Here is a 23,271-nt window from a genome sequence, read left to right on the forward strand (position 1 = left end):
TCTGTTAATATAGGTGTAAAGACATTCCGGGAGGGATTCGATGAATCGTGCACTACTAGTCATTGATTACACGAACGATTTTGTGGCGGATGAAGGGGCATTGACCTGTGGAAAAGCAGCTCAGGCGCTCGACCCATTCCTTACCAAGTTGAGCAGGGATTTTGTTGAGCAGGGGCAGACCCTCGTTTACGGGGTTGATGTTCATGAGCAAGACGATCCTTATCATCCGGAAACGAAGCTGTTTCCTCCTCACAATATAAGAGGATCAGAAGGAAGACATCTATATGGAAAAACAGGGAAAGTCTATTCGGCTAATGCCACCCGCTCCTCGGTTTTATACATGGATAAGACACGTTACAGCGCTTTCGCCGGAACCAACCTTGATCTGAAATTACGCGAACGGGGCGTTACCGACATTCATCTTACAGGGGTATGTACAGACATCTGTGTGCTTCATACAGCAGTGGATGCTTATAATCTCGGATATTCCCTCACGATTTATAAGGAAGGGACCGCAAGCTTCAATGAAACTGGTCATGCATGGGCACTGTCCCATTTTGAAACCGTCCTTGGTGCCAAAGTTATATGAAAGGCGCAGCTTTCGTTTCCCGGTGTGGAAGCGAAAGCTTTTCTTATGGCCCGGCATAACAGAACTAAATGGAAGGAGTGATGAGGTTGTCACCATCACCAGAACCATCTATGAAATATTTCAAAACCGTATTTATATTAAGTGCTGCTGTTCTCATTGTTGTCATGAATACAACAATGTTTAACATAGCACTTCCGAGCATTCTGCGGGAGTTTTCATTAGAACCTTCCGAAGGAGCCTGGATTGTTTCCGGGTATTCCATTGTCCTGGCTGTCTTTACGATTACCTACACGCGTTTAACGGATTATATCCCCATCCGTCATCTGTTGACGATCGGAATCACCATTTTCAGTTTATCTTCCATTCTGGGATTCTTTGCAGATTCCTACCTATGGCTGCTGACTGCCCGTCTTTTACAGGCGTCAGGGGCCGCTGCTATCCCAGGCTTGTCCATGGTATTCGCCGGAAGGTATATTCCGCCGGCACGCCGGGGAAGTGCTTATGCATTAATCGCTTCCTCCTCTTCCCTCGGTTTTGGTCTCGGGCCTGTTGCCGGCGGGTTTATTACGGACTACGTCGATTGGAATTTCTTATTTGTTGTCACCGTTATGGTTCTATTCATCGTTCCTCTCCTTTACAGGGTCATGCCGGCTGAAACAACGAAACGTGGAAGCTTTGATGTGTGGGGCGCTGTATGGTCTGGAGGTACGGCTACCTTTTTCCTTTTATACTTTTCCACCTTTACGCCGTGGTATTTAGCCGGGGGCATTCTGGCCGCCCTGTTATTATGGAGAAGAATCAATCATACAGCTGTACCGTTCATTCAACCTGAGATTTTAAAGAATGCTCAGTACCGGAAAATCTTATATATGAGTTTTCTCGGTTTCACGCTTCACTTTGCTGTTCTATTCCTGATGCCGATTATGCTTGAGCAGGTGTATGAAAAAGGAGCGGCAGCCATCGGCCTGATTATTTTCCCGGGAGCTATGCTTTCAGCTGTCGCTGCTGTGTATATCGGACGGCTGATTGACAGCTACGGAAACATCAGAATCCTATTATTGTCGCAGGTATTACTAATTATTGCCGGCGTTATCTTTTACACGTTCTCCGGGGTAAGCGCCTATTTCATTATGATCGGGTATATGTTTACAAGCTTCGGATTTTCCAGCTTGTCGTCCAGTTCCACGAATGAAGTATCCAATATTCTCCCCAATGAGCAGATTGGAGCCGGAATCGGGCTTAAACAGCAGATCCAGTTTATCGGCAGTGCGTCCGGTTCTGTTTTTGCTGGGATTCTCCTGGATTTCAGGAAGCAGCCGTACACAGTGTCTGACTTCTCCCTTCCCTTCGGAATATTAATTGTGTTTATGGCTCTGTCCATTCTGACACTGGCGCTTTATACAAGAAAGCCGGCTGTTCCAAACGTTCAAAAAACTGACATTTGAATTTTACCGTAGAATCGAATATGATGGAGAATGGAAAAATTTTAATTAACCCAAACTGATATAGATAGAACAATAGGAGGAATCACTTATGAGCTCAAAAGATTATCGAGTTCTGCTGTATTATAAGTATGTTGACCTTCCTGATTACGAAGAGTATTGCCAAAACCACCTGAAATTCTGCAAGGATCTCGGGCTGAAAGGACGAATCATTGTTTCTCATGAAGGAATCAATGGAACCGTCTCAGGTACAGTAGAACAGGTCGAGGAATATATGAACTACGTCCGCTCCGATGAGCGCTTCGCAGACATCCACTTCAAGATGGATGAGCATGAAGGGCACGCATTTAAGAAAATGCACTGCCGTGTGAAGCCGGAGCTTGTCAACTGGAGTATCGATGAAGATGATATCGATCCTAAAACCTTCGGTGGGAAGCACCTGAAGCCAAAGGAATTCAATGAAATGCTGAAAGATGAAGATACGATTGTCATCGACGGCAGGAACGAATATGAATACAGGATCGGCCATTTCCGTAATGCTATTCAGCCGGACGTCAACCACTCCCGCGAATTCCCTGAATGGATTGCTGAAAATGCAGACCAGTGGAAGGGCAAGAAAGTCCTGACTTACTGCACAGGAGGCATCCGCTGTGAAAAGCTGACCGGCATTCTTAAGAAAAACGGTGTTGAGGATGTGTACCAGCTCGAAGGCGGGATCACTACGTACAGTAAGGATCCGGAAGTGAAAGGTGAGTTGTTCGACGGAAAGATGTACGTCTTTGATGAGCGTATCTCTATTCCTGTCAATCATGTAGAAGAAAAAGTCATTGCTGAATGTGAGCACTGTGGAAAAGCAGAAGACCGTATGATCAACTGCAGCAACCCAGTCTGCAACCGTCAGTATGTCTGCTGTGAAGCTTGTGAAGAAGAGCACCACGCAGCCTGCACAGCTGAATGTAAAGAGCACCCGGAAAACCGCTGGGATGCTGTACAGAAAAAGCAGATTGATAAATACGACCGTATTCACGGATAAACAAAAAGGCTTGTTCCCTCCTTGGGAACAAGCCTTTTATTATTCTGCACTCCATCAGGCCTGGACTTATCCTTTAAGCCGGTGGGCGGCATGATAAGTGGAACCGATACCGCGGTCAAAGGATAACGCATGCTGGATGGCTGTCGTAACGAAAGACTTAGCCCGCCTGACAGAGTCCTCCACACTGTTACCTTTGGCCAGTTCAGCGGTGATGGCTGCAGAATACGTACAACCCGCTCCGCTCGTATGAATCGTCTGGACACGTTCTGATTCCAGTTCCATCATCCCACTTCCATCATAGAGCATGTCAACGGCTGGATAATCCTTTAATGCTCCCCCTTTAATCAATACATACTCTGGACCAAGATGATAGAGATCCCGCGCAGCTGCCTTCATATCCTCAGGGGTTTCCGGTACTGGAACACCAAGCATATGGGCCGCCTCCTGTAGATTGGGGGTAATGATTTTCGCTAATGGCAGCAGCTCGTTCATAAGTGTCTCAACAGCCTCATCCTTCAGCAGCTGTGATCCCATTTTCCCGACCATAACAGGGTCCACCACTACATTCTCCACCTGAGACTCCTCAATGATTTCAGCCGTCCGCTTAATGATTTCTTCTGTAAACAGCATTCCTGTTTTTAATGCATCAACGCCTACATGCTCAAGTGATGCGTATATTTGAGCTTCAATAGACACCAGCGGCTGTGTAAAAATGCCCTGCTCTGTTTTTCTATTATTTGCAACAAGAGCTGTTACAGCGCTCATTCCGTAAACATCAAATTCTTGAAATGTCTTCAAGTCCGCCTGAATGCCTGCACTTCCCTGTGAGGCTGAACCAGCGATACTTAAGACTCTTGGTATTTGTCCCATCATGGACCTCCTCTTTCTTCTCTGTTTATAAATTGTAACAAAAACAAAAGGTCCAAAGCTATCCAGTCCCCTTTTCTATCCTGTAGAATAAAGACAAAGGAGACGTGAAGATGAAACCGTTCACCGAAAGAACCATAACCATCATTAAACAGATCCCTGAAGGACACATCATGACCTATGGACAGGTCGCCCGTACAGCCGGTAACCCACGCGCAGCCCGGCAGGTTTCACGTATCCTTCACAGTATGAGCTCCAAATACCAGCTCCCATGGCATCGTGTCGTGAATGCCCAGGGACGGATCGCTTTTCAAGATGAAGAAAAAGCGGCTGTTCAGCAGAACCTTTTAGAGAATGAAGGAGTTTTGGTGCTTCATAATAAGGTGTCGTTGGAGACCTATCAATACGTGAATCATGAGCCTTATGAATCCATATAGCTGAATGTGTGAAAAAAGGATGTTTTTCAATGTTTGAAATCAAACCGTATCCCGAGTTGTCCTGGTCTCTTTCGCGGCATAAGACCATGCTGACCTGTTCCAGGAAATACGCCTATGATTACTACGTTTCCCATAATGGATGGCTGCGTCAGGCTGATTCGCTGGCCCGACAGTCGTATCGTTTAAAGAAAATCACCAATCTGGAAATGCTGTTCGGAAGCATTGTCCACGACTTGATTTATCAAACCCTGCAAAAAGTGCGCAGGGATGAGCCCCTGCCGGGCGAGGATCATCTTTTGGATGATATCCGTCACCATCTGAACCGTGGCTTTGTTGAATCCACAAAAAAAGAACACTTGTGGATGAACAGACCAAAGCACTACACCATGCTTCATGAAATATACTACAGCCAGTCCAATATTCTGCCGGCAGCCAAGGTGGAGAAAATCACAGGAAGGCTGCAGCAGGTGGTCAGACACTTCTTTAACAGCCGGACGTTCAAGGATGTTCAGAATAAAGAAGTGATGGAATTCATCGAATCGGAAACCTTTCGTTTCATGAAAGCGGATGGCGTGAAAATTTTCGTTGTCATGGACCTGGTCTACAAAGACGTCACAAGAAATAAATGGATCATCGTAGACTGGAAAACGGGAAAGTCTTCCGAAGAGGATCGCAGTCAGCTTTCTCTCTACGCCCTTTACCTGCTTCAAAAGTACGATATTCCATCTTTGGACGACATCATCATCCGAAACGAATATCTCCTTGATGGAACACATGTGGAGCATCAATTGGACGAGCAGGATTTGATCAATGTCCAGCACCTCTATCAAATCAGCATGGAGCAGATGAAGAGTTACCTGGCCGATCCAGATAAAAATGAGCCCCTCCCCCTTCAGCAGTTCCCGATGCAGAGCAACCCTTCCATCTGTTCACGGTGCAATTACCAGGAACTCTGCTTCCCTTCAGATTCGAATGTTTGAGAAAGATAAGAAAAGGCTAAACAAATAGCAGAAAACATTCTAGAAGGAGCTGTATACGACATGAAAGTACTTGTAGCAGGAGCAAACGGACATACCGGACGTCTATTAGTAGAATATTTAAAAGCTGACGGCCATGAGCCTTATGGCCTGATTCGTAAAGAAGAACAAAAAGCAGTAGTCGAGAAGCTTGGAGGAACCCCCGTCCTTGCCGATGTAACCAAAAGTGATGTAGGCTATGCGGTTAAAGGAATGGATGCGGTTATTTTCGCAGCAGGTTCAGGATCCAGCACCGGTGCTGACCAGACAGAAGCTGTTGACCGTGATGGTGCGATCAACCTCGTCAAAGCAACCGAAAACCTCGGCATTAAGAAATTCATTATGCTGAGCAGTATGGCCGCAGGTGAACCTGAGCGCGGGCCCGAGGAACTGAAGCATTACATGAAAATGAAGGGCGAAGCGGATGATTATCTTAAATCTACAGAACTTGACTATACCATCGTCCGTCCCGGCGGTCTGACCAATGAGTCCGGCAGCAGTAAAATCCAGGTCGGGGAAAAAGTAGACGCTGGAACGATTTCCAGAGAAGATGTTGCGAAAACAATGATTGCCTGCCTTCAAGAACAGAACTGCTATCACAAGACATTTGAAATGATTTCCGGTGACCAGCAGATTGAAGAGGCATTAAAAACATTATAATCATAAAAAACCAGGCCGCGTGCCTGGTTTTTTTATACATACTCCACAGGTATAGGCATAAAGTCATTTCATAGGACAAAAGTATTGAAAAATATAATTCTCTGCTATAATGTTAACAGCTGATGCGTTAAAGGAGTAGTGAATGATGAAAGGCTCATTAATAAAGCAACATCGGAAATTTAAAAATATGACCTTGGAAGAACTTGCATCAGGAATCTGCTCAGTCTCTTATTTGAGTAAGATTGAGCACGATACAATCAATGCCAGCGAAGAAATTTACCGCCTCCTCGGTGAGCGCTTAAAAATTAAACTGATTGATATTAACGAAGAGTTCGACGAGGCAATATACAACAACCTGCACGCCTGGCACGAGGCTTCCCAGATGAGGGATTTCACCCTTATGGACGAACTCCATGAAGAGTGTACTAACCAATTGAACGATAACCAGAATATTGAGTTGACCAACTTATATAAAATTGTTCACACCCGTCATCAAATGACTAAAATCGGAAAAACCCTGTCGGATGACGTCATGAAGGAACTTTCGAATATTTATGATGGTGCAAATCCAGAATATCGATTTTTCTTCCATAAAACCATTGGCGTTCATTATCTGTTATCAGCGGAATTGAAGAAATCCCTGAAGCATTTTATGGAAGCCGAACAACTCATGAATAAACTTCCCATCCACGAGGGGGAGGTTTATTTCCATTTAGCTTTAGCTTATTCAAAGATCCGATCGTTTGTTGAATCCACCTACTATGCCTACCAGGCTTTAGAGATTTATGAGGATCACCTTTATTATCAACGCATGGTTGACAACTATATTATTATTGCGATTAATTACAACTCCCTCGGCGTGCACCAAATTGCTGAAAGGTTCCTCTTAAAAGTTCTGAAGGTTGCTAAGTATCAGCTGCCTGTTACAGAAAAAAGAAGGATCTATCACAACCTCGGGATCAACTATATTAATCAGGAGAGATACTCAGATGCCTATCACTACCTTCAACAAGCCTACGAAATCGATACGAAGGAAACTATGTTCAGATCCAGCACCATATACCTGCTCGCTTTAACCAGTTACTATAGTGATGATTTATCCCAATGCTGGAAGTATATTGCGGATGGAGAGGCTGAGTCGGAAAAAGAAAATCTCCTGAAATACAAACACAAGTTTTACATCTTAAGGAATATGGTGAGTGAAACAACACTCGAAGATTCCTTCATGGAGAAGCTCGAGAATACAATTATTCCTGACTTCCGACGGTTGAATGAATACAAAGACTATAAAGAATTTGTAGAAATGCTCGGAAACCTCTATTACGAAAAACGCATGTACAAAAAAGCAGCGATGTACTACAAAGAAGCCAACCATTACAGAGAAACCCAAAAAAAAGATTTACTATAAAAAAAGGAGAAAGCATCCGCTTCCTCCTCAGCTTGTAGAGAAACCCCTGTTTCTTTACAAGCTTTTTTTGTTTCTTACCGCCAGGAGCGAAAGCCCCTTCCCTTTCCGCGGACGAGCGCCCGAGCTTCCTCGCAAAACCCACGCTCGGTGATCTCGGCCCACTCGTTCTTCCGCAGGAGTGGAAGGGGCACCGATCCTTGGGTGTTCTATAAAATTGAAAAAGACTCTCCTTCACTTAGCTCAACCTTGCTGGCTGGAGGACAATCTTTTTCATATTCCGGCAGGCAGCCGTCATCAACGCCTGTTCTTTCCCTTACTCTTTTCCACGCAAGAGGCCATAGCGCAGCCCATGCCGTTCTTTTAAATCTGCGAATCTGCATAGGGCACAATCTCTCTCCTCTATATTCTAACGTCGCCACGAGGAGCGTTCGGTGGTGACGCCTGCGGGAACAGCGCGAGCCGAAGATCCACTTGGTCAAATGGGTTTCTTGACCAAGTTAGCTGAGGCCGTGCCCGCGGCAAGCATCCACCGATAAGCGGAACGCTTCCCCTCAACACGACATGCGGAGAACTCGGACTGGATAACAAGGATTTTTCTAGAGCCTGAGGAGAAAGCATCCGCTTCCTCCTTTTCCTTTTACATCCCGGTAATGTTTTTCTTCCAGTTCTTAAATTCCAGCTCATCGAATTTGGCACCCATTTTCTCCTCATCGATATAAAACAGCGCATCATCAAGAGAACAGTCGACAGCTGCTTCACAATGAATCGCAGCAAGCTTCCGTGATAAATGAAGCATATCCAGGTTCTCTTCTATTTTGGAGCGCTGCCCTTTCGTCAATTCCTCGATATTTTCAAGGATGCCTTCAATAGTTCCATACTTCAGGAGAAGTTTCAGGGCTGTTTTTTCGCCAATCCCTTTCACCCCTGGATAGTTATCACTTGTATCCCCCATCAAAGCCTTTAAATCAATCATCTGGGATGGTGTAATGCCTTTTTCCTCATAAAAGCTGTCTTCATGATACTCAGCATAGTTTCCATATCCCTTTTTCAATAGGACGACATTCACATTCGGTTTCAATAGCTGGAGGAGGTCCTGATCTCCTGTCAGCAGGAAAACCTGGGAATCTTCACTATACACGCGGCTGAGCGTCCCCATACAGTCATCTGCTTCATACCCGACCTGCCCAACATTCGGTATATCCAAGGCGGCCACGGTTTCTTTAGCCAGTTCAAACTGGGGAATCAGCTCAACAGGCGGCTCCCCACGGTTTGCTTTATAATCCGGATATAAATCGTTACGGAAGGTTTTACTCCCCATATCCCAGCAGCAGATGACGTGCGTCGGCTGATATGTGTCCAACGCGGTGAATAAATGCTTCATCATCCCATAGACAGCATTCGTCGGCGTCCCTTTGCTGTTGATCATATAATAATTACTCATAGCCGTGGCGTAAAAAGCGCGGAATAATAGCGCCATGCCATCGACAAGAAGTACACGGTTGGTTGTCATACATAAGCTCCTTTTTCACTAGATACTCTTATTATAACAAGAATGTCTACAGCATCGAGCGCTGTTTTACGGTTTTGTTTTCTGTAAATTGACAATTTTCCATCTTAATGGTAGTTTCAAATTGAAGGTTTATGTAAACGCTTGCAAAATAATTTTAAATAGGAGGATGGATCTATGGTTTATGCTTTTCCGAACACAGCAGGGTCGGACGTTCAGTTTAAGGACCGCTATGATAATTTCATTGGTGGGGAATGGACAGCTCCCGTGAAGGGGCAGTACTTTGAAAATGTGACACCTGTTACCGGCCGTACCTTCTGTCAGGTCGCACGATCCACAGAAGAGGATATTGAACTGGCTCTGGATGCAGCTCATAAAGCGAAAGACTCGTGGGGGACAACCTCCGTCACGGAACGATCGCTGATTCTCAACCGGATTGCAGACCGTATGGAGGAAAATGCTGAAAAGCTTGCCATCGCTGAAACATGGGAAAACGGAAAAGCCGTACGCGAAACCCTGAATGCAGACATCCCTCTTGCTGTAGACCACTTCCGATATTTCGCTTCTGTTATTCGATCGGAGGAAGGAAGCATTGGGGAGATCGATCAGGATACGGTCGCCTACCATTTTAAAGAACCACTGGGCGTTGTCGGTCAGATCATCCCTTGGAACTTCCCGCTTTTAATGGGCGTTTGGAAAATCGCACCTGCTCTGGCTGCAGGAAATACGATTGTCCTGAAGCCGGCCGAGCAGACACCTGCGTCCATCCTTTATTTCATGGAGATGGTGCAGGATCTTCTTCCTGCAGGCGTCTTGAATATCGTAAACGGATTCGGTCTGGAAGCTGGTAAGCCTCTGGCGCAGAGCCCCCGCATCAACAAGGTGGCCTTCACCGGAGAAACGACGACAGGCCGTATGATTATGCAGTACGCTTCTCAAAATATCATCCCTGTCACGCTTGAACTTGGTGGTAAATCACCGAACATAATCTTTGAAGATGTGATGCGCGAAGATGACGATTTTCTTGATAAAACGATCGAAGGCATGGTCATGTTCGCCTTGAACCAGGGTGAGGTCTGTACATGTCCATCCCGTGCCCTCATCCAGGAGTCCATTTATGATGAATTCATGGAGCGTGCGATTAAGCGGGTAAAAGAAATCAAAACCGGAAACCCGTTGGACCCTGAAGTGATGATGGGTGCTCAGGCTTCTTCTGAACAGCTGGAAAAAATCCTCTCCTATCTTGAAATCGGTAAGGATGAGGGAGCGGAATGCCTGACGGGTGGAGCACGCAACCAGTTGGACGGTGACTTTAAGGATGGCTATTATGTCCAGCCTACAGTCTTTAAAGGAAATAACAGTATGCGGATTTTCCAGGAAGAAATCTTTGGACCCGTCTTGTCTGTGACCACATTCAAAGATCACGACGAAGCCATGAAAATTGCCAACGATACCCTTTACGGCCTCGGAGCTGGTGTATGGACGCGCGACATGAATACCGCCTATCGTTTCGGACGCGGCATTGAAGCCGGGCGTGTCTGGACAAACTGCTACCACGCCTACCCCGCCCATGCAGCCTTCGGTGGATACAAAATGTCCGGCGTCGGCCGTGAGAATCATAAAATGATGCTCGATCACTATCAGCAGACGAAAAACATGCTGGTCAGCTACAGCCCTAAAAAGCTTGGATTCTTTTGATCCCCTCTCACATTCCTAAAAGAAAGGAGACCTCTTTAAGATGGTGGAACGTGTAAAAGCAACCGATGCTGCCCTGGATCTCATCGACCGTCTGAAGAATAAGCACGGTCCCCTTCTCTTTCACCAATCGGGCGGATGCTGCGATGGCAGCTCACCGATGTGTTATGAAGAAGGCGATCTGATGATTGGCAGTCAGGATGTCCGGCTCGGGGAAATTGGAGAGACCCCCTTCTATATGAATAAGCGGCAGTTTGATTACTGGAAGCACACCCAGCTGATCATAGATGTAGTGGACGGCCGGGGAGGCATGTTCTCTCTTGAAGGAGTGGAAGGGAAAAGATTTCTTACGAGGTCCCGAGCCTTCACAGATGAAGAGTATCAGCAGTTGAAAGAAGCAGAAGTGAAGAAGTAAAAGGACTCTCTACCGGCTGCCGGGTAAATTCCCGGCAGTCTTTTTCGATCCCCGGCGGTCCATTCACTTTCGTTTCTTGTAAGCCGTCGTGACTCTTTCTTGTACACCACCTGCTTTTTCAAACAGCCTCAGCATCGCTTTATTATGGATGCTTGTCGAACCTATATGGGAGGAGGCGCCGAAGTCATGCTTCAGCCTGCGGAGAGCATCAAAAAACAACAGTGTACCCTTTCCTCTTGCACGCTCTTCAGGCACCAGTCCGAAATAAAAAATTCGTCCCTCCTTCTCTGTTCCAGGTTCAATATGAGGCATAACAATCCCAATCGGCCGGCTTTCCTCAAAAACGGTCAGGCAGGAAGATTCATACCCTTTGCCTAATTCCTGTTTGACGCTTTCCATATGATCGTCCATCGTCAGCGTTGATCTTCCGTTTGGAGAATCATTCATCGACTGCTCCCAGACTTTCTTAAATAAAGGTTCCCCTATCTCTGAGACTGTCTTCCATGTGTATGAAGAGGAAACAGAACGCAGAGACTTTAAAGAGTTCCGGTAAAAAACGGTCGTGTTATGCCTGGTAAAGCCGTTGTTCAGCAGGTACACCGCTGCTTCAGGTTGATTTTCCAGCATAAGCGTAATGACCTGCCCCGGGGAAGCGTCCTGTTCAAGGATATCTGCCAATGAGCAGATATCCGGTGCAGACAATCTCCCTGTATCTTCAATGGTGATATACTTTTCACCTTCAATTCGTTTGATGGAACCTTCTTCTGCAGGCATCATACATGTATCCCCTTCCATTGAATGAATGTTCATTACGCAGACCCTATTACTTTTCAGCAGGGTTTAAAAAGCGTTACGATAAAATAGAAACAAAGGAGGATGATCAAATGAGTAATCGAGAAATCCAGCTGGTAGAAAGACCTGTAGGCGCGCCTACCCATGAGCATATCAACATCGCTGAAACAGAAAGACCTGAACCAAAGCAGGGAGAAGTCCTTGTGAAACTTCTTTACGTATCTGTAGATCCTTATATGCGTGGACGTATGAGTGATGCGAAGTCTTACGTGGCCCCTTTCCAACTAAATGAACCGATGGAGGGCGGCGTTGTTGCTGAAGTTGTGGAATCTAAATCAGAAGCGCTTGCATCGGGAGATATCGTAACCGGCATGCTTCCGTGGCAGGAATTCACAACGGCAGATCCAACTACTCTGAGAAAAATCGATCCAAGCCTCGGTCCTGTAACCACCTCGCTCGGTATCCTGGGTATGCCGGGACTGACAGCTTATTTCGGATTGATGGATATCGGTCAGCCGAAACAAGGAGAGACGCTCGTCGTTTCCGGCGCGGCTGGAGCTGTTGGTTCAGCTGTCGTTCAAATCGGGAAAATTGAAGGCTGCCATGTCGTCGGTATCGCCGGATCTGATGAAAAGCTCGCGTATTTAAAAGATGAGCTGGGTGTCGATGAAGTCATCAACTATAAAACGGATGACGTTCCTGCCCGTCTTGATGAAGCCTGCCCGAACGGAATCGATATCTACTTTGATAACGTTGGCGGTGAAATTTCCGATGCGGTTTATCCACGCCTGAATAAATTTGCCCGGATTTCCCAGTGTGGAGCGATTTCCACTTACAATACGCCAAATGCCCAGGGGCCTCGCATGCAGTCCCACCTTATTAAAGCAAGCGCCCTAGTTAAAGGATTTACTGTAGGCGATTATCAGGATCGTTTCAGTGAAGGCTTCCAATACTTGTCTCAGAAACTTCAGGAAGGCCGGCTGACGTATGAAGAAACGATCATCGAAGGTTTTGAAAACGTCCCGGACGCTTTCTTTGGACTGTTTGAAGGGACCAACCTCGGAAAACAGCTCGTCAAAGTAGCTGAACCTTCCCATTCCTAATTTTTAAAAAACCTGTAGAAGGAAGCCTTCTACAGGTTTTTTACGTTTCAAGCGATGTGGAAGGGCGCTGGATGCCCAGATCACTAAGCGCCTGTTCAAGGCCGCCTTTCGTATGGATCCGTTTAAAGTTGACCCCAAGGTCCACCATTGTTTTTGCCATTTCCGGTCTCAGCCCTGTCAATGTCGTTTTCACACCGACAAGCTCCAATGCATGAAAGATTTGATAAATGTAATTGGCTACATACGTATCTATGATCGGGACCCCGGACACATCGATGAACAGCTCATCAAGATCCAGTTCCGTACTCCGGCGCAGAGACGTATCCATCACCATTCTTGCCCTTGGGGGATCGACCTCTCCTATAAGGGGCAGAACCGCCACCCCTTCAACGATGGTAACCACCGGCACAGATAATTCCGCGAGTCTGGTTTCTTTCCGGTCTGCCTCCTGCTGGATGCTCCTTGAATAACATTCGCTGAAATGCCGGGTAACTTCATCAAGGATGGAACTGATCGTTTTACTTACTTTTATAATCACTGAAGAAGAAAAAACGTCCTGTTCCACCTCTTCCTGAAAGTGATCCCAAAGGACCCGTCGGACGAAATGTACAGCTCGCAGCGACTGAGATAACTCCCCACCCTGGTTGATTTTGCTTTCCACTTCTTTCTCCGACCAGTTCTTCACTTTTTCATGAATTTCCAACGTCTCTTCTTCCAGGCTCTGGGCAATATAAATGAACAACTGCTCCCAGTCAGCAGTCATGAGGGCTTGTACCCCATATTCTTTTTTCTTCAACGCCTTGACTTGTTCACCCAGCGTCTCCTTGCTGGATAAAATCTTTTCTTTTATGTAGGACAGCTCATTATTCATCTGCAACCGTCTCCCTGTTTAAAGTATTCTTTTGTCCTAACCATACCATAAACTATTTTTTGAAAGAATAACTATGCCTATTCTTCTTTGTTCGATTTTTGTATGATGAGAAAGAAATAGTTTATCCTTGGAGGATCAATATGAATAAAGCGACTTTGATTGTTTTTCTTGTACTCTGTCTTCTCTTCCTGACCAGGGGGATCTACATTGGTGTTTCCCACGGGGAATGGACCTCTCTGTTCATTGCCCTGCTGATCATTGCATTTGGATCCTACCGCCTTTATAAGAAAAACCAAAAATAAAGCCTTCTGTAAAGAAGGCTTTCAGCTTGTAGAGGAACCTCTGTTTCTTTATAAGCTTTTTTCTTTCTTGCCGCCAGGAGCGAAAGCCCCTTCCCTTTCCGCGGACGAGCGCCCGAGCTTCCTCGCAAAACCCAGGCTCGGCGATCTCGGGGCCACTCGTTCTTCCGCAGGAGTGGAAGGGGCACCGCTCCTTGGGCATTCTTTAACATCGAAAAAGACTCTCCTTCACTTAGCTCACCCTTGCTGGATGGAGGAGAGTCTTTTTCATATTCCGGCAGGCAGCTGTCATCAGTGCCTGTTCTTTCCCTTTTTCTTTTCCACGCAAGCGGGAACAGCACGGGCCGAAGATCCACTTGGGCAGGCGACCTTCCTGACCAAGTCAGCTGAGGGCGTGCCCGCGGTATTCATCCACCAACAAGCGGTGTGACTCTTTACACGACAAATGGACAACTCTAACTGGTTAACACAGGCTTTTATGCATATCTGGGAAGATCGTATCTCCCGAACCACTGGTGCCTGTGGGCGGAAAACCAACGGTATAATGGTGACCCGATCCGGGAGGCGCCAGGGAGGGATAAGAGGACGCCCAGGGCTGCAAAAAAAGGCAGGGCAAGCATCAGCCGCCGAATCGTCTCAAATCCCTGAGTGATTTCTCCCTGCTTTGTCAGCATATGAATCTCGTCGAGGACATTTCGATCCTCTAAGTAAGGGTAGTTCCCATTTTTCTCTGTTTCCTGTACAGCTACCCATTTAATCTGCCCCATCCAGTCAAACTTTCTCAATACTTTTTTTACATAGAAGCAGAAAGGACACTGCGCATCGTAAAACACGATATGCTTCACTGGATCACTCCTTTATGAAAACTCCACCTTCACCCATCCGCGCAGGGCGTTCACCATCCAGATTTCATCGAATTCTCCAAGCTGATCCTTGTAGAGAATTTGTTCCTTTATCCGTGACTCATCCAACAGGTACTGCCGGTATGTCCCTCCGAGAAGACCACTGGTTACTGGTGGGGTGAGATACTCTCCTTGGTATTTAACGACAAGGTTCGCTATTGTGAATTCTGTCAGTTCCCCCCGTTCGTTCCAAAGCAGAACAGCCGCTTTACCGGGGGTCTTGTGTCTCTCATACACTTCCCTGTGGGTGGTTTTATGAAACAAAAAAGGATTCTGGTCGGACACAGGAGTGTCGGCAAGAGCGGTCTGAACCAGAGAAGCAGGCGGATCCATCGGTGTGACCTGAACTTCCTCCCGACCCTTTTCACCCGTGAGCAGCCTTACTTTGTACAGCCCCTCCGGCCGCTGAGCCGCTTCATCCAGTAAACGCGTCTTCAATCGGGATTTATTTAAAGAGAATCGGAAATACCGGGCCGATCGTTCCAGCCTCTCCAGGTGGTAATCCATTAGGTGAAGGTGCCCCTCCTCCAGCTTCATCGTCTCCAGAAGATGAAAATCGGGACGGTTTTCAGTGAGAAGACGCGCTTTGGTGAATACCTCCTGATATTCCCCTTCTGATGTCGAATCCCATGTTACTCCGCCTCCGGTTCCATATACCGCTCTTCCGCTGTCATGATTGATCATGATCGTCCGGATCGGGACGTTAAAAACGGCTTCCCTCCGGGGAGTGATAAAGCCGATCGCTCCGCAGTACACGTCACGGGGAGAATCTTCAAGCTTTTGGATGTATTCCATTGTCCGCACCTTAGGCGCTCCCGTAATCGACCCACACGGAAACAACGCTTCAAATACCTGATACATCGTAAAAGAGGCAGGAAGCTCTCCTGTGACGGTGGAAGTCATTTGATGGACCGTAGGATAGGTTTCTATTTCGAACAGAGCCGGTACACGCACAGACCCGGGTACGGCAAGCCGGCCGAGGTCATTCCTTAAAAGGTCGACAATCATCAGATTTTCTGATTTTTCTTTTTCAGAGACTTGAAGATGTCTGTACTGCTCTTCATCTTCCCGGTGAAACCTTCCACGCGCAGCCGTCCCTTTCATCGGCTTTGCTGTAATCGTGTCGTTGTCCATCCGGAAAAAAAGTTCAGGAGACGCGGATAAAAGACTTTGTCCTCCTATATTTATATAAGCACCATAATCAGGCTTCTGATTTTTAATCAAACGCTTATACAACGAATAGGCATCCCCGGAAAACGCTGCTTCCAGTCTTGTCGTATAATTGACCTGGTACGTGTCCCCCTCTTCTATACCCTTCTTTACTTGCTCGATGCCTTTTTGGTAGTGCTCATAGCTGCCCTTCATTTTCCACTGGGACACATGAAAAGGCAGGTCCGAGGAAGGCTCAGGAGCGTCTATCGCCTGCTCAAAGATACCGAACCAGACGAGCGGCCATTCCGGTGAATCATGAACAGCGAACGCCTCATCAAAAGCCGGTGCTGCCTCATAGGAGACAAATCCTGCCGCATAATACCCTTCATCGAGAACATGCTCCAGCCGATCGAAAATCCCCTTCACTTCCCGGTGATCGTCGGTGGTTAAGATTTCGACCGGTTTTTCAAATCGGCTGTTCTCCTTTTCCCCGTACTCGTTCACAAACTCAAAATGCAGGAAAGGCGTTTCGTTCATACAACCGCCCCTTTCCTGCCGGCTTGGTAGTGCAGAGCCTGCTGATACTTGTTCCACAGCATCGTAAAACCGTATTCAGTGAGAATCGATTCCGGGTGGAACTGGATCCCTTCCACTGGATAGTCTTTGTGCCGGACCCCCATAATGCTTCCATCTTCAGATGTAGCTGTCCGTTTAAGCTGCTCCGGAAGCTGGTGCTTATCGGCCTCAAGGGAATGGTACCGTGTGACCTGAACCTTTTCCGGAAGCCCTTCATACACGTGTGCCCCGTCATGGGTGATCGCTGTTACTTTTCCATGCATCGGCTTCCTCCCTTTACGGACCAAGCCTCCATAAGCTTCTACGATCAGCTGGTGGCCGAGACAAATACCGAGGATAGGGATGTCGGCTTCAAAGGTCCGGAGCACCTCCAGACAGACGCCGGACTCTGATGGTTTACCAGGCCCTGGGGATAACACAATCAGGTTTGGTGCAAGCAGGGAAATTTCCTCTACCGATACGGCATCATTTTTCCTGACGATGACATCTGTGTCCATCTGCCGAAAATACTGTACTAAGTTATACGTAAAAGAATCATAGTTATCAATAACGATGATCATAGCTTCGTTCACCTTTCGTCCGTAATCATAATGCTTTCATTATACTACCCTTTGAGGTCCTCCTCATAGGAAGAACTGCTGGTAAAATCCATCAGCTCAGGAAAAAACAATCGAAAATGCCTGATGGATATATTAGAATGTATAAAAAGATGCGCTCCAGTGAGGATGAATCAAATGTGGAAACAACTGCTTTATTCAAAAAGCATATGGATCAAAATCGCCTGTATCGTAATCGGTATTACGATGCCGTTGTGGCTGAGTATTGAACGGACAGGCATTGATGAATGGATGGGAACCCTCCAAACCGACCCCGATGGAAGCACCCTGATGCTTGCTGCCTTCGGCCTTGTCATGCTGAACACCATCCGGGCGCTGCCCCATTATATCGGTGCCCTCCTTCTTGGTGATGAATTAGGCAGACGCCTGGAACGGCCCTGGCTGAAGATTGCTGTACCGTTTGTCATCATTCCTCTTGTCTATGCCATCATCAACGGGTATAATTCGATCAACTATCATTTTGGCGGACCCGCCATCATTCTATTATTGTCCATAGCTGTTCTTCACCTGTTAGGAAAAGGGCAGCTCCGCCCGATTTACAAAGCCTTTATTCTCGCCCAGCTTTTATTCGGATTCCAGTGGCTGGACACGATCACATACCTGACAGCATTCGGATTCGGGGGCGGAGAACTTTCCATGCTGGTGAAAACTACGGCAGAACTGCTCGGATTTGAACAGGCGATCAGCCTTTACAGCTTCCTTTTCTTCGCCTTCTTTATTAGTAACGCTACCGTCCTTGCTGTCTACCTGACTATGGCAGAACAGAAAACACGAATGAGGCAGGACCTCGATATTGCCCGTCTCGACATGGTGGAATCCAGATCCGGCCGGGAAGCTCTGCACCTCGTTCATGATTTGAAAACACCACTCTCTTTAATGGAAGGGCTCAACTCCCTCATCCAGATGAAGACAGAAGACAGGGAAATCCTGCAGTACACCAATAAAATATCCTCATCCATCCAAGCCACCAGCGATATGGTTTCCGAAATCCTCTATCATGAAAAAAAGAACTGGTGTTCATTAAAGACTTTCATCGAATATGTCAGGGCCAATAAACTGTCAGAATCGGAGACGATGTACACGTTTGACCTGGCTGCGGATGAAGAACTGGAAATCAACATCAACAAAATCCGTATGACAAGAGCGCTTGTCAACTTAATTGATAATGCCGGAGATGCGGTCGAAGGAAAAGCAGATGCTAAAGTTACGATTGCTACGAAAGAGAGCAGGCAGGGCGTATCCGTCGGTGTCCAGGATAACGGCCATGGTATCAGCAAAGAGAACATCAATAAAATATGGAATGCAGGCTACAGTACGAAATCCCATCCGGGCGTCGGCCTGACATTTGTGAAAAACGTCGTGAAAGAGCATGGCGCTGAAATGACGATTGAAAGTAAGAAAGGCATAGGAACTACGTTCTGGATTCACTTACCGAAGGAGAGAGTACGAGATGAAAATATTAATCATGGATAATGACGAATCTCTTAGATATATGCTTACGGAATTCTGCCGCCATGCCCAATGGGAGTCCGATACGGCTGCCAATGGCCGTGAAGGCGTGGACCTGTTCCTGAAAGGAAGCTATGATGTGATTCTTGTAGACTACCATATGCCTGAGATGGACGGTTTACAGACGGTCAAGGAAATCCGCCGGCATAACTCGATCGTGCCTATCCTTGTCCTGACCGTCGACGAAAGGCAGGAGGTCGCCGACCGTTTCCTCGAAGAAGGGGCGACGGATTTCGCATTAAAGCCTGTGAAAGCTCCTGATCTTATTTCGCGGATCAAGCTTCACGCCCAGATTGCGAATATGAAACATGTTCAGGAAGAAGAGGAAGATGTCTTTACCGCCAAAGGAATCAGCAAAGGCACGCTCCATTCCATCGCTCAATACTTACAGGAAAACCGGGAAGCCTTCCCTGTCGACGTGATTTCTAAGGAAATCGGCCTTGCCTACCCAACGGTCTACCGTTACTTAATGCACCTGCTGGAAGAAGGAAAAGTAAAACAGGTGGTGAGCCACCAGCGCATCGGCCGTCCGAAGAAATTATATAAATGGTATGCTCACTAACATACATCCCCCGCCATCAGGGTACAGGGGTATCGAACGATTTATAAAGGAGGCTCTCTATTGAGAACCAGCAACCCGATATTGAAAACAGAAGCGTTCCAGCGATCCCGCGAACAGGGGAAAACGATGACACTGGGCGGAACGATCGCCAAAATAGCCGTTTTGTTCCTGTTCCTGCTTGGAACTGCCGGATATACATGGTACCAGTACGCCCAGGGTACCGACGTGACGATGATGATGTTGATCGGAGCGGTCGGAGGTTTGATTTTCGCTCTGGTTACCGCTTTTATACCTAAAGCCGCTCCCATTACCGCTCCCATCTATGCGGCGTTGGAAGGGTTTTTGATCGGCGGTCTTTCTGCTTATGCGGAAGGTGCTTATTCCGGGATTGTCATTCAAGCGGTCAGTTTAACACTGGCGGTCATGGCTGCACTGCTTTTTCTATATGCCGCCCGAATCATTAAGGTAACGAGGAACTTCCGTTTGATGGTTGTTTCCGCTACCCTCGGAATATTACTCGTCTATCTTGTGCAGTTCATCCTGCAGTTTTTCGGCATGGAAGTGCCCTATCTCCATTCAAGCGGCCCCATCGGCATCGGCATCAGTTTATTTATTACCGCCATCGCTGCGTTGAATCTCGTCCTTGATTTTGACTTTATCGAACAGGGAGTGGAACGCGGTGCACCTAAGCATATGGAATGGTACGGTGCCTTCGGTTTGATTGTCACGCTGGTCTGGCTGTACATTGAGATTCTCAGACTCTTACAGAAGATTCGGCGCTGAAACACTAAAAGCATGGAAGGAACCTCAAGGTTCCCTCCATGCTTTTTTCATAGACAACACTTCCCTTTCTGTACATCCTCTTCCATATCTAATAAAATTTACGCTTGATTGCAAAAAGAGGAGGGGAAGAATGAAAAAAGGAGCATGGTCCATTTCCATCCTATGTTTTTCTCTTTCCATCATTTTATGGATTCCCAACGTTTTTTTAAGCATCTCCAGTGGTGCCTGGATATTCACCTTTATTGCAGGACCTCCAGGAGCTGCTTCCGCCCTGATTGCTAAAAGCAAATGGTTGATCATTGGAAACCTCCTCATGTCCATAAGCTTTTTCTGGTTGATGGCCATTTTCCAAGTGATCGAGGGCATTGGCTATTACTTCTTTTAAAAGCGCTGAAGAAGGGCAGCCCCTGAAGATTCAGAGGCTGCCCTTTTTATAACAAGATCACTAAAAACCGTTGGTCTGTAAAAATGTGATCAGTGGCTCCGTGAGAGTCTCCGGCAGTGGAAGGTCCGGATCAGCATACGTTTCCAGATTTCCTTCGCGGTCTTCAGGGGCTTCCTTCAATACATGATTCATCCCTTCCACGAGAAGAAGCTCCGACTCCGGCGCCGCTTCCTTCAACCGTTCAGCTTCCTCTACTGGAATCTGAATATCATGGGTTCCGTTCACAAGTAAAACCGGCATATCCAGCTCCCTCAACTGGGCAGATGGATTGTAGCTCATCCACGAACGGAGAAACGGCTGCAGGTCAGAAGCAAATAAGCTCTGGAGGGGAGGGCTGACGCTTCCTGTATCCTCTCCGTTCCTCAGTTTCTCCAATACGTCCAGGCTTTCCTCATACAAATCCTCGGTCAAACTCTCCTCAAGCTGGGCTTCAAGTACTCGATCAATCGGCTGTCCAGCGCCGGCAAGGGAGACATAAGCATCCACAGCATGGCCTTCAGCGGCCATCATGCCGACAAGCGATCCCTGACTGTGCCCGATGACAGCTGTTTTCGTAAATCTGTCATCCCTGGAGAGTTTGTCGATCCATTGGCTGGCATCATGAACGAACACTTCAAACCTCATGTTTTGATTATCCATAACAGCCTCACGGTTCTTCCCCGCGCCCCGCTTATCATAGCGAACAGAAGCGATGCCGGATTGCGCAAGTTTCCCAGCAAGCATTTTCAGGCTGTCATTCCTCCCCTGCACACCCTGCGAATTTCCGTTACGATCCGTCGGGCCTGATCCGGGGATGAGCAGGGCGACCGGCGCCTGTTCCAGCCCTTCAGGCATCATCAATTCCCCGTAGAGGGTGGCTGAATCCGTCTCTATACTCAGAAACTCCCCCACTTCTTCAGGGGCCGCTTCTTTTTTCTGCATTTGGAAACGATAGGACTGTCCTTCCTGGGTAAATGTCCCCGCAAGCTCCCCGTTTGTTAATTGTCCATGGAATTGAATGGATTGACCCGGTACCGGCATCGTAAAAGCGACTTCCTCCCCGCCTGCCGCAATATCCGACAAGACGAAATCTTCCACGTTTTGTGCGGGGATGCTGATGGTTCCCTTCCATTCTTCTTGTTTATCCATATGTATAATAATGCCAAGCGGCTGTCCCGGCACTTCAATGGAACCTTCCCATCTTCCTTCCAGCATTTCAACACTCCTTTCGCCTTCTCCACTTTCTCCCGTTTGACACCCAGCTAAGAAAAGAACGACCAGGAAGATGCCCCGTATCCACTTATCCATCGATTCCCCACCCTTTCCTTTCTTAAATTTTACAGGAAATCCAGGTGAATATCACAACTTCAATAAAAAAACTCCGCCTCTTCAAGGAGACGGAGTAAACATCAAGCCTGCTGCTGACGGGATTTGCTGCTGTTCATAAAGAAGGTCATGAGCAGCATAAGGGCGAGGAATACAAGCACGATGCTGAATCCACCAGCCATTCCGAAAATTTCAGAGGCCAGGCCTACGATGTAACCGGCAATACCCCCGCCAATACCGGCGGCAATATAAATCAGCCCTAAGGCAGAGCCGCTTGTTTTAGACATCTGCGTCCCAAACGCTGTCGCTGTCGGGAACAATGCTGAGAAGAATAGACCGGCTCCTGCGAAAAGATACGGGAAGCTTTCCGCTACAAGGAAACTGATACCGACCATAAGCAGCGCCCCTGCCGAAAAGCTGATCAGGATCACCCGCTCGTTCACCCATTTTGTAATATAGGCGGCTGCGAGTCTTCCAACCATAAAGAAGACAGAGAAAATCGATAGAATAGCGGCTACCAGATCTTCTTTTTCTGCTGATGCCATGCCTCCTAAATCAAGCGATTTGAGGTAAACCGGGAAGAAGTTTGTAAAGGAAACCTCCGCCGATACTTGAAAGACGAGAAAGATCATAAGGAAAACGAATTGAGCATCCTTCAACATCGGAATAAAAGCCTTCAAATCGACTTTTTCTGCTTTCCCTGAAGGGAAGGCTACACTTGTGATATAGATAATGACAGCGACCAGTGAAACCGCAATGCCTATATAAAAATATCTCCAGGACGCGAATTGGAAAAGGAAGTTCAATACTTGTGGAAAGATGACCATCCCAAGACCATAAACACCCATCGCGAGGTTGAACATCTGGTTCTGCTTTTCTGGATAAGCTGCGGGAACGATCGCGTTGGAAGCTACCCCGAGCGCTCCAAGACCAAAACCGACAATCATATAAAAACCGAGGAAAAACATAATATTGGGGGCAAGGCCTGTACCCAGGAATCCAAGACCCATAATAATCGAACCGATGATGGTCATCGTACGCAGACCTTTTTTGTCTGTGTAATATCCAATGATGACACTGGCAAGCGTAAAGCCAAGCTGGAAGATTAAAACGACAAGACCAAACTGGCTCATGTCCAGACCCAGATCATTTTCCACCTGGTCAAGGACAATCCCTTTGGTGTTGGTCACCCCGCCTGATATAAATTGAGTAAACATTAAAATGATTAAAGCGTGTAAACTTTTCCCTTTCTTCATGTATGGTACCTCCTGATCGTCTTTTGTATG

The 23,271-nt window shown here is 47.0% G+C and carries 24 protein-coding genes; 15 read left to right on the forward strand and 9 right to left on the reverse strand.

The annotated features are described in order from the left end of the window. Positions 1-40 precede the first annotated feature (40 nt). The 3 genes from H615_RS0119295 to trhO all read left to right on the forward strand — a co-directional run bounded on the left by H615_RS0119295 (position 41) and on the right by trhO (position 3,064). Positions 41-589 (forward strand): cysteine hydrolase family protein, encoded by a 549-nt coding sequence (locus tag H615_RS0119295; RefSeq protein WP_027956668.1) that lies wholly within the window; start codon positions 41-43, stop codon positions 587-589. A gap of 80 nt (positions 590-669) precedes the next feature. After that, entirely contained in the window at positions 670-2,034 is a 1,365-nt protein-coding gene (locus H615_RS21675; RefSeq protein ID WP_035532789.1) for an MFS transporter, read from the forward strand. A gap of 88 nt (positions 2,035-2,122) precedes the next feature. Continuing rightward, complete coding sequence (trhO, locus tag H615_RS0119305) at positions 2,123-3,064, forward strand: oxygen-dependent tRNA uridine(34) hydroxylase TrhO (RefSeq protein ID WP_027956669.1); 942 nt, start codon at positions 2,123-2,125, stop codon at positions 3,062-3,064. A gap of 66 nt (positions 3,065-3,130) precedes the next feature. Here trhO and thiD read toward each other — a convergent pair whose 3' ends face one another. Continuing rightward, the gene (thiD, locus tag H615_RS0119310; RefSeq protein WP_027956670.1) at positions 3,131-3,934 is read right to left on the reverse strand and encodes a bifunctional hydroxymethylpyrimidine kinase/phosphomethylpyrimidine kinase; all 804 of its coding nucleotides are present in this window, start codon (positions 3,932-3,934) and stop codon (positions 3,131-3,133) included. A 110-nt stretch (positions 3,935-4,044) separates the two neighbouring features. Here thiD and H615_RS0119315 point away from each other — a divergent pair, with 110 nt between their 5' ends. The 4 genes from H615_RS0119315 (at position 4,045) to H615_RS0119330 (ending at position 7,452) form a co-directional block, all read left to right on the forward strand. Next, positions 4,045-4,368, forward strand: coding sequence for an MGMT family protein (locus tag H615_RS0119315; protein WP_027956671.1), 324 nt, complete (start codon positions 4,045-4,047; stop codon positions 4,366-4,368). 29 nt (positions 4,369-4,397) lie between these two features. Beyond that, the gene (locus H615_RS0119320; RefSeq protein WP_027956672.1) at positions 4,398-5,348 is read left to right on the forward strand and encodes a PD-(D/E)XK nuclease family protein; all 951 of its coding nucleotides are present in this window, start codon (positions 4,398-4,400) and stop codon (positions 5,346-5,348) included. Positions 5,349-5,408: 60 nt separating this feature from the next. Beyond that, the gene (locus H615_RS0119325; protein ID WP_027956673.1) at positions 5,409-6,044 is read left to right on the forward strand and encodes an SDR family oxidoreductase; all 636 of its coding nucleotides are present in this window, start codon (positions 5,409-5,411) and stop codon (positions 6,042-6,044) included. Positions 6,045-6,189: 145 nt separating this feature from the next. Next, a complete protein-coding gene (locus H615_RS0119330; protein ID WP_027956674.1) occupies positions 6,190-7,452 on the forward strand; it encodes a helix-turn-helix domain-containing protein in 1,263 nt (420 codons plus the stop codon). A gap of 637 nt (positions 7,453-8,089) precedes the next feature. Here H615_RS0119330 and H615_RS0119340 read toward each other — a convergent pair. Beyond that, positions 8,090-8,962: a 5'-3' exonuclease gene (locus tag H615_RS0119340; RefSeq protein ID WP_027956675.1), complete on the reverse strand. Its 873-nt coding sequence runs from the start codon at positions 8,960-8,962 to the stop codon at positions 8,090-8,092. A gap of 174 nt (positions 8,963-9,136) precedes the next feature. Here H615_RS0119340 and adh point away from each other — a divergent pair, with 174 nt between their 5' ends. Together adh and H615_RS0119350 are read left to right on the forward strand one after the other, a co-directional pair. Further along, positions 9,137-10,657, forward strand: coding sequence for an aldehyde dehydrogenase (adh, locus tag H615_RS0119345; RefSeq protein WP_027956676.1), 1,521 nt, complete (start codon positions 9,137-9,139; stop codon positions 10,655-10,657). A 40-nt stretch (positions 10,658-10,697) separates the two neighbouring features. Beyond that, positions 10,698-11,069, forward strand: coding sequence for a DUF779 domain-containing protein (locus tag H615_RS0119350; RefSeq protein WP_027956677.1), 372 nt, complete (start codon positions 10,698-10,700; stop codon positions 11,067-11,069). Positions 11,070-11,132: 63 nt separating this feature from the next. On the opposite strand, the gene H615_RS21680 is transcribed toward H615_RS0119350, so the two are convergent. Further along, positions 11,133-11,846 carry a GNAT family N-acetyltransferase gene (locus tag H615_RS21680; RefSeq protein WP_051254781.1) on the reverse strand — a complete coding sequence of 238 codons (714 nt, stop codon included), beginning with the start codon at positions 11,844-11,846 and terminating at the stop codon, positions 11,133-11,135. A 107-nt stretch (positions 11,847-11,953) separates the two neighbouring features. On the opposite strand from H615_RS21680, the gene H615_RS0119360 reads away from it, so the two are divergent. Beyond that, complete coding sequence (locus H615_RS0119360) at positions 11,954-12,964, forward strand: NADP-dependent oxidoreductase (RefSeq protein WP_027956678.1); 1,011 nt, start codon at positions 11,954-11,956, stop codon at positions 12,962-12,964. 40 nt (positions 12,965-13,004) lie between these two features. Here H615_RS0119360 and H615_RS0119365 read toward each other — a convergent pair whose 3' ends face one another. Continuing rightward, positions 13,005-13,835, reverse strand: a complete 831-nt coding sequence (locus H615_RS0119365) for an STAS domain-containing protein (protein ID WP_035532791.1) — start codon at positions 13,833-13,835, stop codon at positions 13,005-13,007. 140 nt (positions 13,836-13,975) lie between these two features. Between H615_RS0119365 and H615_RS22455 the strand changes: the two genes are divergently transcribed. Next, positions 13,976-14,137, forward strand: coding sequence for a hypothetical protein (locus H615_RS22455; RefSeq protein ID WP_156896536.1), 162 nt, complete (start codon positions 13,976-13,978; stop codon positions 14,135-14,137). Between the two features lie 473 nt (positions 14,138-14,610). Here H615_RS22455 and H615_RS0119380 read toward each other — a convergent pair whose 3' ends face one another. The 3 genes from H615_RS0119380 to H615_RS0119390 are packed head-to-tail and all read right to left on the reverse strand — an operon-like array spanning position 14,611 to position 17,324. After that, positions 14,611-14,979, reverse strand: a complete 369-nt coding sequence (locus tag H615_RS0119380) for a thiol-disulfide oxidoreductase DCC family protein (protein WP_027956681.1) — start codon at positions 14,977-14,979, stop codon at positions 14,611-14,613. A 12-nt stretch (positions 14,980-14,991) separates the two neighbouring features. Continuing rightward, positions 14,992-16,725, reverse strand: a complete 1,734-nt coding sequence (gene pabB, locus H615_RS0119385) for an aminodeoxychorismate synthase component I (RefSeq protein ID WP_027956682.1) — start codon at positions 16,723-16,725, stop codon at positions 14,992-14,994. Next, the gene (locus tag H615_RS0119390; protein WP_027956683.1) at positions 16,722-17,324 is read right to left on the reverse strand and encodes an anthranilate synthase component II; all 603 of its coding nucleotides are present in this window, start codon (positions 17,322-17,324) and stop codon (positions 16,722-16,724) included. The genes pabB and H615_RS0119390 overlap by 4 nt, the downstream gene beginning before the upstream one ends. 174 nt (positions 17,325-17,498) lie before the next feature. Between H615_RS0119390 and H615_RS0119395 the strand changes: the two genes are divergently transcribed. The 4 genes from H615_RS0119395 to H615_RS0119410 all read left to right on the forward strand — a co-directional run bounded on the left by H615_RS0119395 (position 17,499) and on the right by H615_RS0119410 (position 20,620). Further along, positions 17,499-18,854 (forward strand): sensor histidine kinase, encoded by a 1,356-nt coding sequence (locus H615_RS0119395; RefSeq protein ID WP_027956684.1) that lies wholly within the window; start codon positions 17,499-17,501, stop codon positions 18,852-18,854. Next, positions 18,832-19,452 carry a response regulator gene (locus H615_RS0119400; protein WP_027956685.1) on the forward strand — a complete coding sequence of 207 codons (621 nt, stop codon included), beginning with the start codon at positions 18,832-18,834 and terminating at the stop codon, positions 19,450-19,452. The genes H615_RS0119395 and H615_RS0119400 overlap by 23 nt, the downstream gene beginning before the upstream one ends. Before the next feature lie 60 nt (positions 19,453-19,512). Then, positions 19,513-20,235: a Bax inhibitor-1/YccA family protein gene (locus H615_RS0119405; protein ID WP_027956686.1), complete on the forward strand. Its 723-nt coding sequence runs from the start codon at positions 19,513-19,515 to the stop codon at positions 20,233-20,235. 130 nt (positions 20,236-20,365) lie between these two features. Then, the gene (locus H615_RS0119410; RefSeq protein ID WP_027956687.1) at positions 20,366-20,620 is read left to right on the forward strand and encodes a hypothetical protein; all 255 of its coding nucleotides are present in this window, start codon (positions 20,366-20,368) and stop codon (positions 20,618-20,620) included. Positions 20,621-20,680: 60 nt separating this feature from the next. On the opposite strand, the gene H615_RS21685 is transcribed toward H615_RS0119410, so the two are convergent. Continuing rightward, a complete protein-coding gene (locus H615_RS21685; RefSeq protein WP_035532795.1) occupies positions 20,681-21,967 on the reverse strand; it encodes an alpha/beta hydrolase in 1,287 nt (428 codons plus the stop codon). Between the two features lie 101 nt (positions 21,968-22,068). Next, positions 22,069-23,241 carry an MFS transporter gene (locus H615_RS0119420; protein ID WP_027956688.1) on the reverse strand — a complete coding sequence of 391 codons (1,173 nt, stop codon included), beginning with the start codon at positions 23,239-23,241 and terminating at the stop codon, positions 22,069-22,071. Positions 23,242-23,271: the final 30 nt, after the last annotated feature.

The organism is Halobacillus kuroshimensis DSM 18393 (assembly GCF_000425705.1).
GTDB classification, from domain to species: Bacteria; Bacillota; Bacilli; order Bacillales; family Halobacillaceae; genus Halobacillus; species Halobacillus kuroshimensis.

Excerpts from the sequence above, each read along its gene's own strand:
- H615_RS0119295 (WP_027956668.1), top strand. The coding sequence starts at position 41 with ATGAATCGTGCACTACTAGTCATTGATTACACGAACGATTTTGTGGCG.
- H615_RS21675 (WP_035532789.1), top strand. The coding sequence starts at position 670 with ATGAGGTTGTCACCATCACCAGAACCATCTATGAAATATTTCAAAACC.
- trhO (WP_027956669.1), top strand. The coding sequence starts at position 2,123 with ATGAGCTCAAAAGATTATCGAGTTCTGCTGTATTATAAGTATGTTGAC.
- thiD (WP_027956670.1), bottom strand. The coding sequence starts at position 3,934 with ATGGGACAAATACCAAGAGTCTTAAGTATCGCTGGTTCAGCCTCACAG.
- H615_RS0119315 (WP_027956671.1), top strand. The coding sequence starts at position 4,045 with ATGAAACCGTTCACCGAAAGAACCATAACCATCATTAAACAGATCCCT.
- H615_RS0119320 (WP_027956672.1), top strand. The coding sequence starts at position 4,398 with ATGTTTGAAATCAAACCGTATCCCGAGTTGTCCTGGTCTCTTTCGCGG.
- H615_RS0119325 (WP_027956673.1), top strand. The coding sequence starts at position 5,409 with ATGAAAGTACTTGTAGCAGGAGCAAACGGACATACCGGACGTCTATTA.
- H615_RS0119330 (WP_027956674.1), top strand. The coding sequence starts at position 6,190 with ATGAAAGGCTCATTAATAAAGCAACATCGGAAATTTAAAAATATGACC.
- H615_RS0119340 (WP_027956675.1), bottom strand. The coding sequence starts at position 8,962 with ATGACAACCAACCGTGTACTTCTTGTCGATGGCATGGCGCTATTATTC.
- adh (WP_027956676.1), top strand. The coding sequence starts at position 9,137 with ATGGTTTATGCTTTTCCGAACACAGCAGGGTCGGACGTTCAGTTTAAG.
- H615_RS0119350 (WP_027956677.1), top strand. The coding sequence starts at position 10,698 with ATGGTGGAACGTGTAAAAGCAACCGATGCTGCCCTGGATCTCATCGAC.
- H615_RS21680 (WP_051254781.1), bottom strand. The coding sequence starts at position 11,846 with ATGATGCCTGCAGAAGAAGGTTCCATCAAACGAATTGAAGGTGAAAAG.
- H615_RS0119360 (WP_027956678.1), top strand. The coding sequence starts at position 11,954 with ATGAGTAATCGAGAAATCCAGCTGGTAGAAAGACCTGTAGGCGCGCCT.
- H615_RS0119365 (WP_035532791.1), bottom strand. The coding sequence starts at position 13,835 with ATGAATAATGAGCTGTCCTACATAAAAGAAAAGATTTTATCCAGCAAG.
- H615_RS22455 (WP_156896536.1), top strand. The coding sequence starts at position 13,976 with ATGAATAAAGCGACTTTGATTGTTTTTCTTGTACTCTGTCTTCTCTTC.
- pabB (WP_027956682.1), bottom strand. The coding sequence starts at position 16,725 with ATGAACGAAACGCCTTTCCTGCATTTTGAGTTTGTGAACGAGTACGGG.
- H615_RS0119390 (WP_027956683.1), bottom strand. The coding sequence starts at position 17,324 with ATGATCATCGTTATTGATAACTATGATTCTTTTACGTATAACTTAGTA.
- H615_RS0119395 (WP_027956684.1), top strand. The coding sequence starts at position 17,499 with ATGTGGAAACAACTGCTTTATTCAAAAAGCATATGGATCAAAATCGCC.
- H615_RS0119400 (WP_027956685.1), top strand. The coding sequence starts at position 18,832 with ATGAAAATATTAATCATGGATAATGACGAATCTCTTAGATATATGCTT.
- H615_RS0119410 (WP_027956687.1), top strand. The coding sequence starts at position 20,366 with ATGAAAAAAGGAGCATGGTCCATTTCCATCCTATGTTTTTCTCTTTCC.
- H615_RS21685 (WP_035532795.1), bottom strand. The coding sequence starts at position 21,967 with ATGGATAAGTGGATACGGGGCATCTTCCTGGTCGTTCTTTTCTTAGCT.
- H615_RS0119420 (WP_027956688.1), bottom strand. The coding sequence starts at position 23,241 with ATGAAGAAAGGGAAAAGTTTACACGCTTTAATCATTTTAATGTTTACT.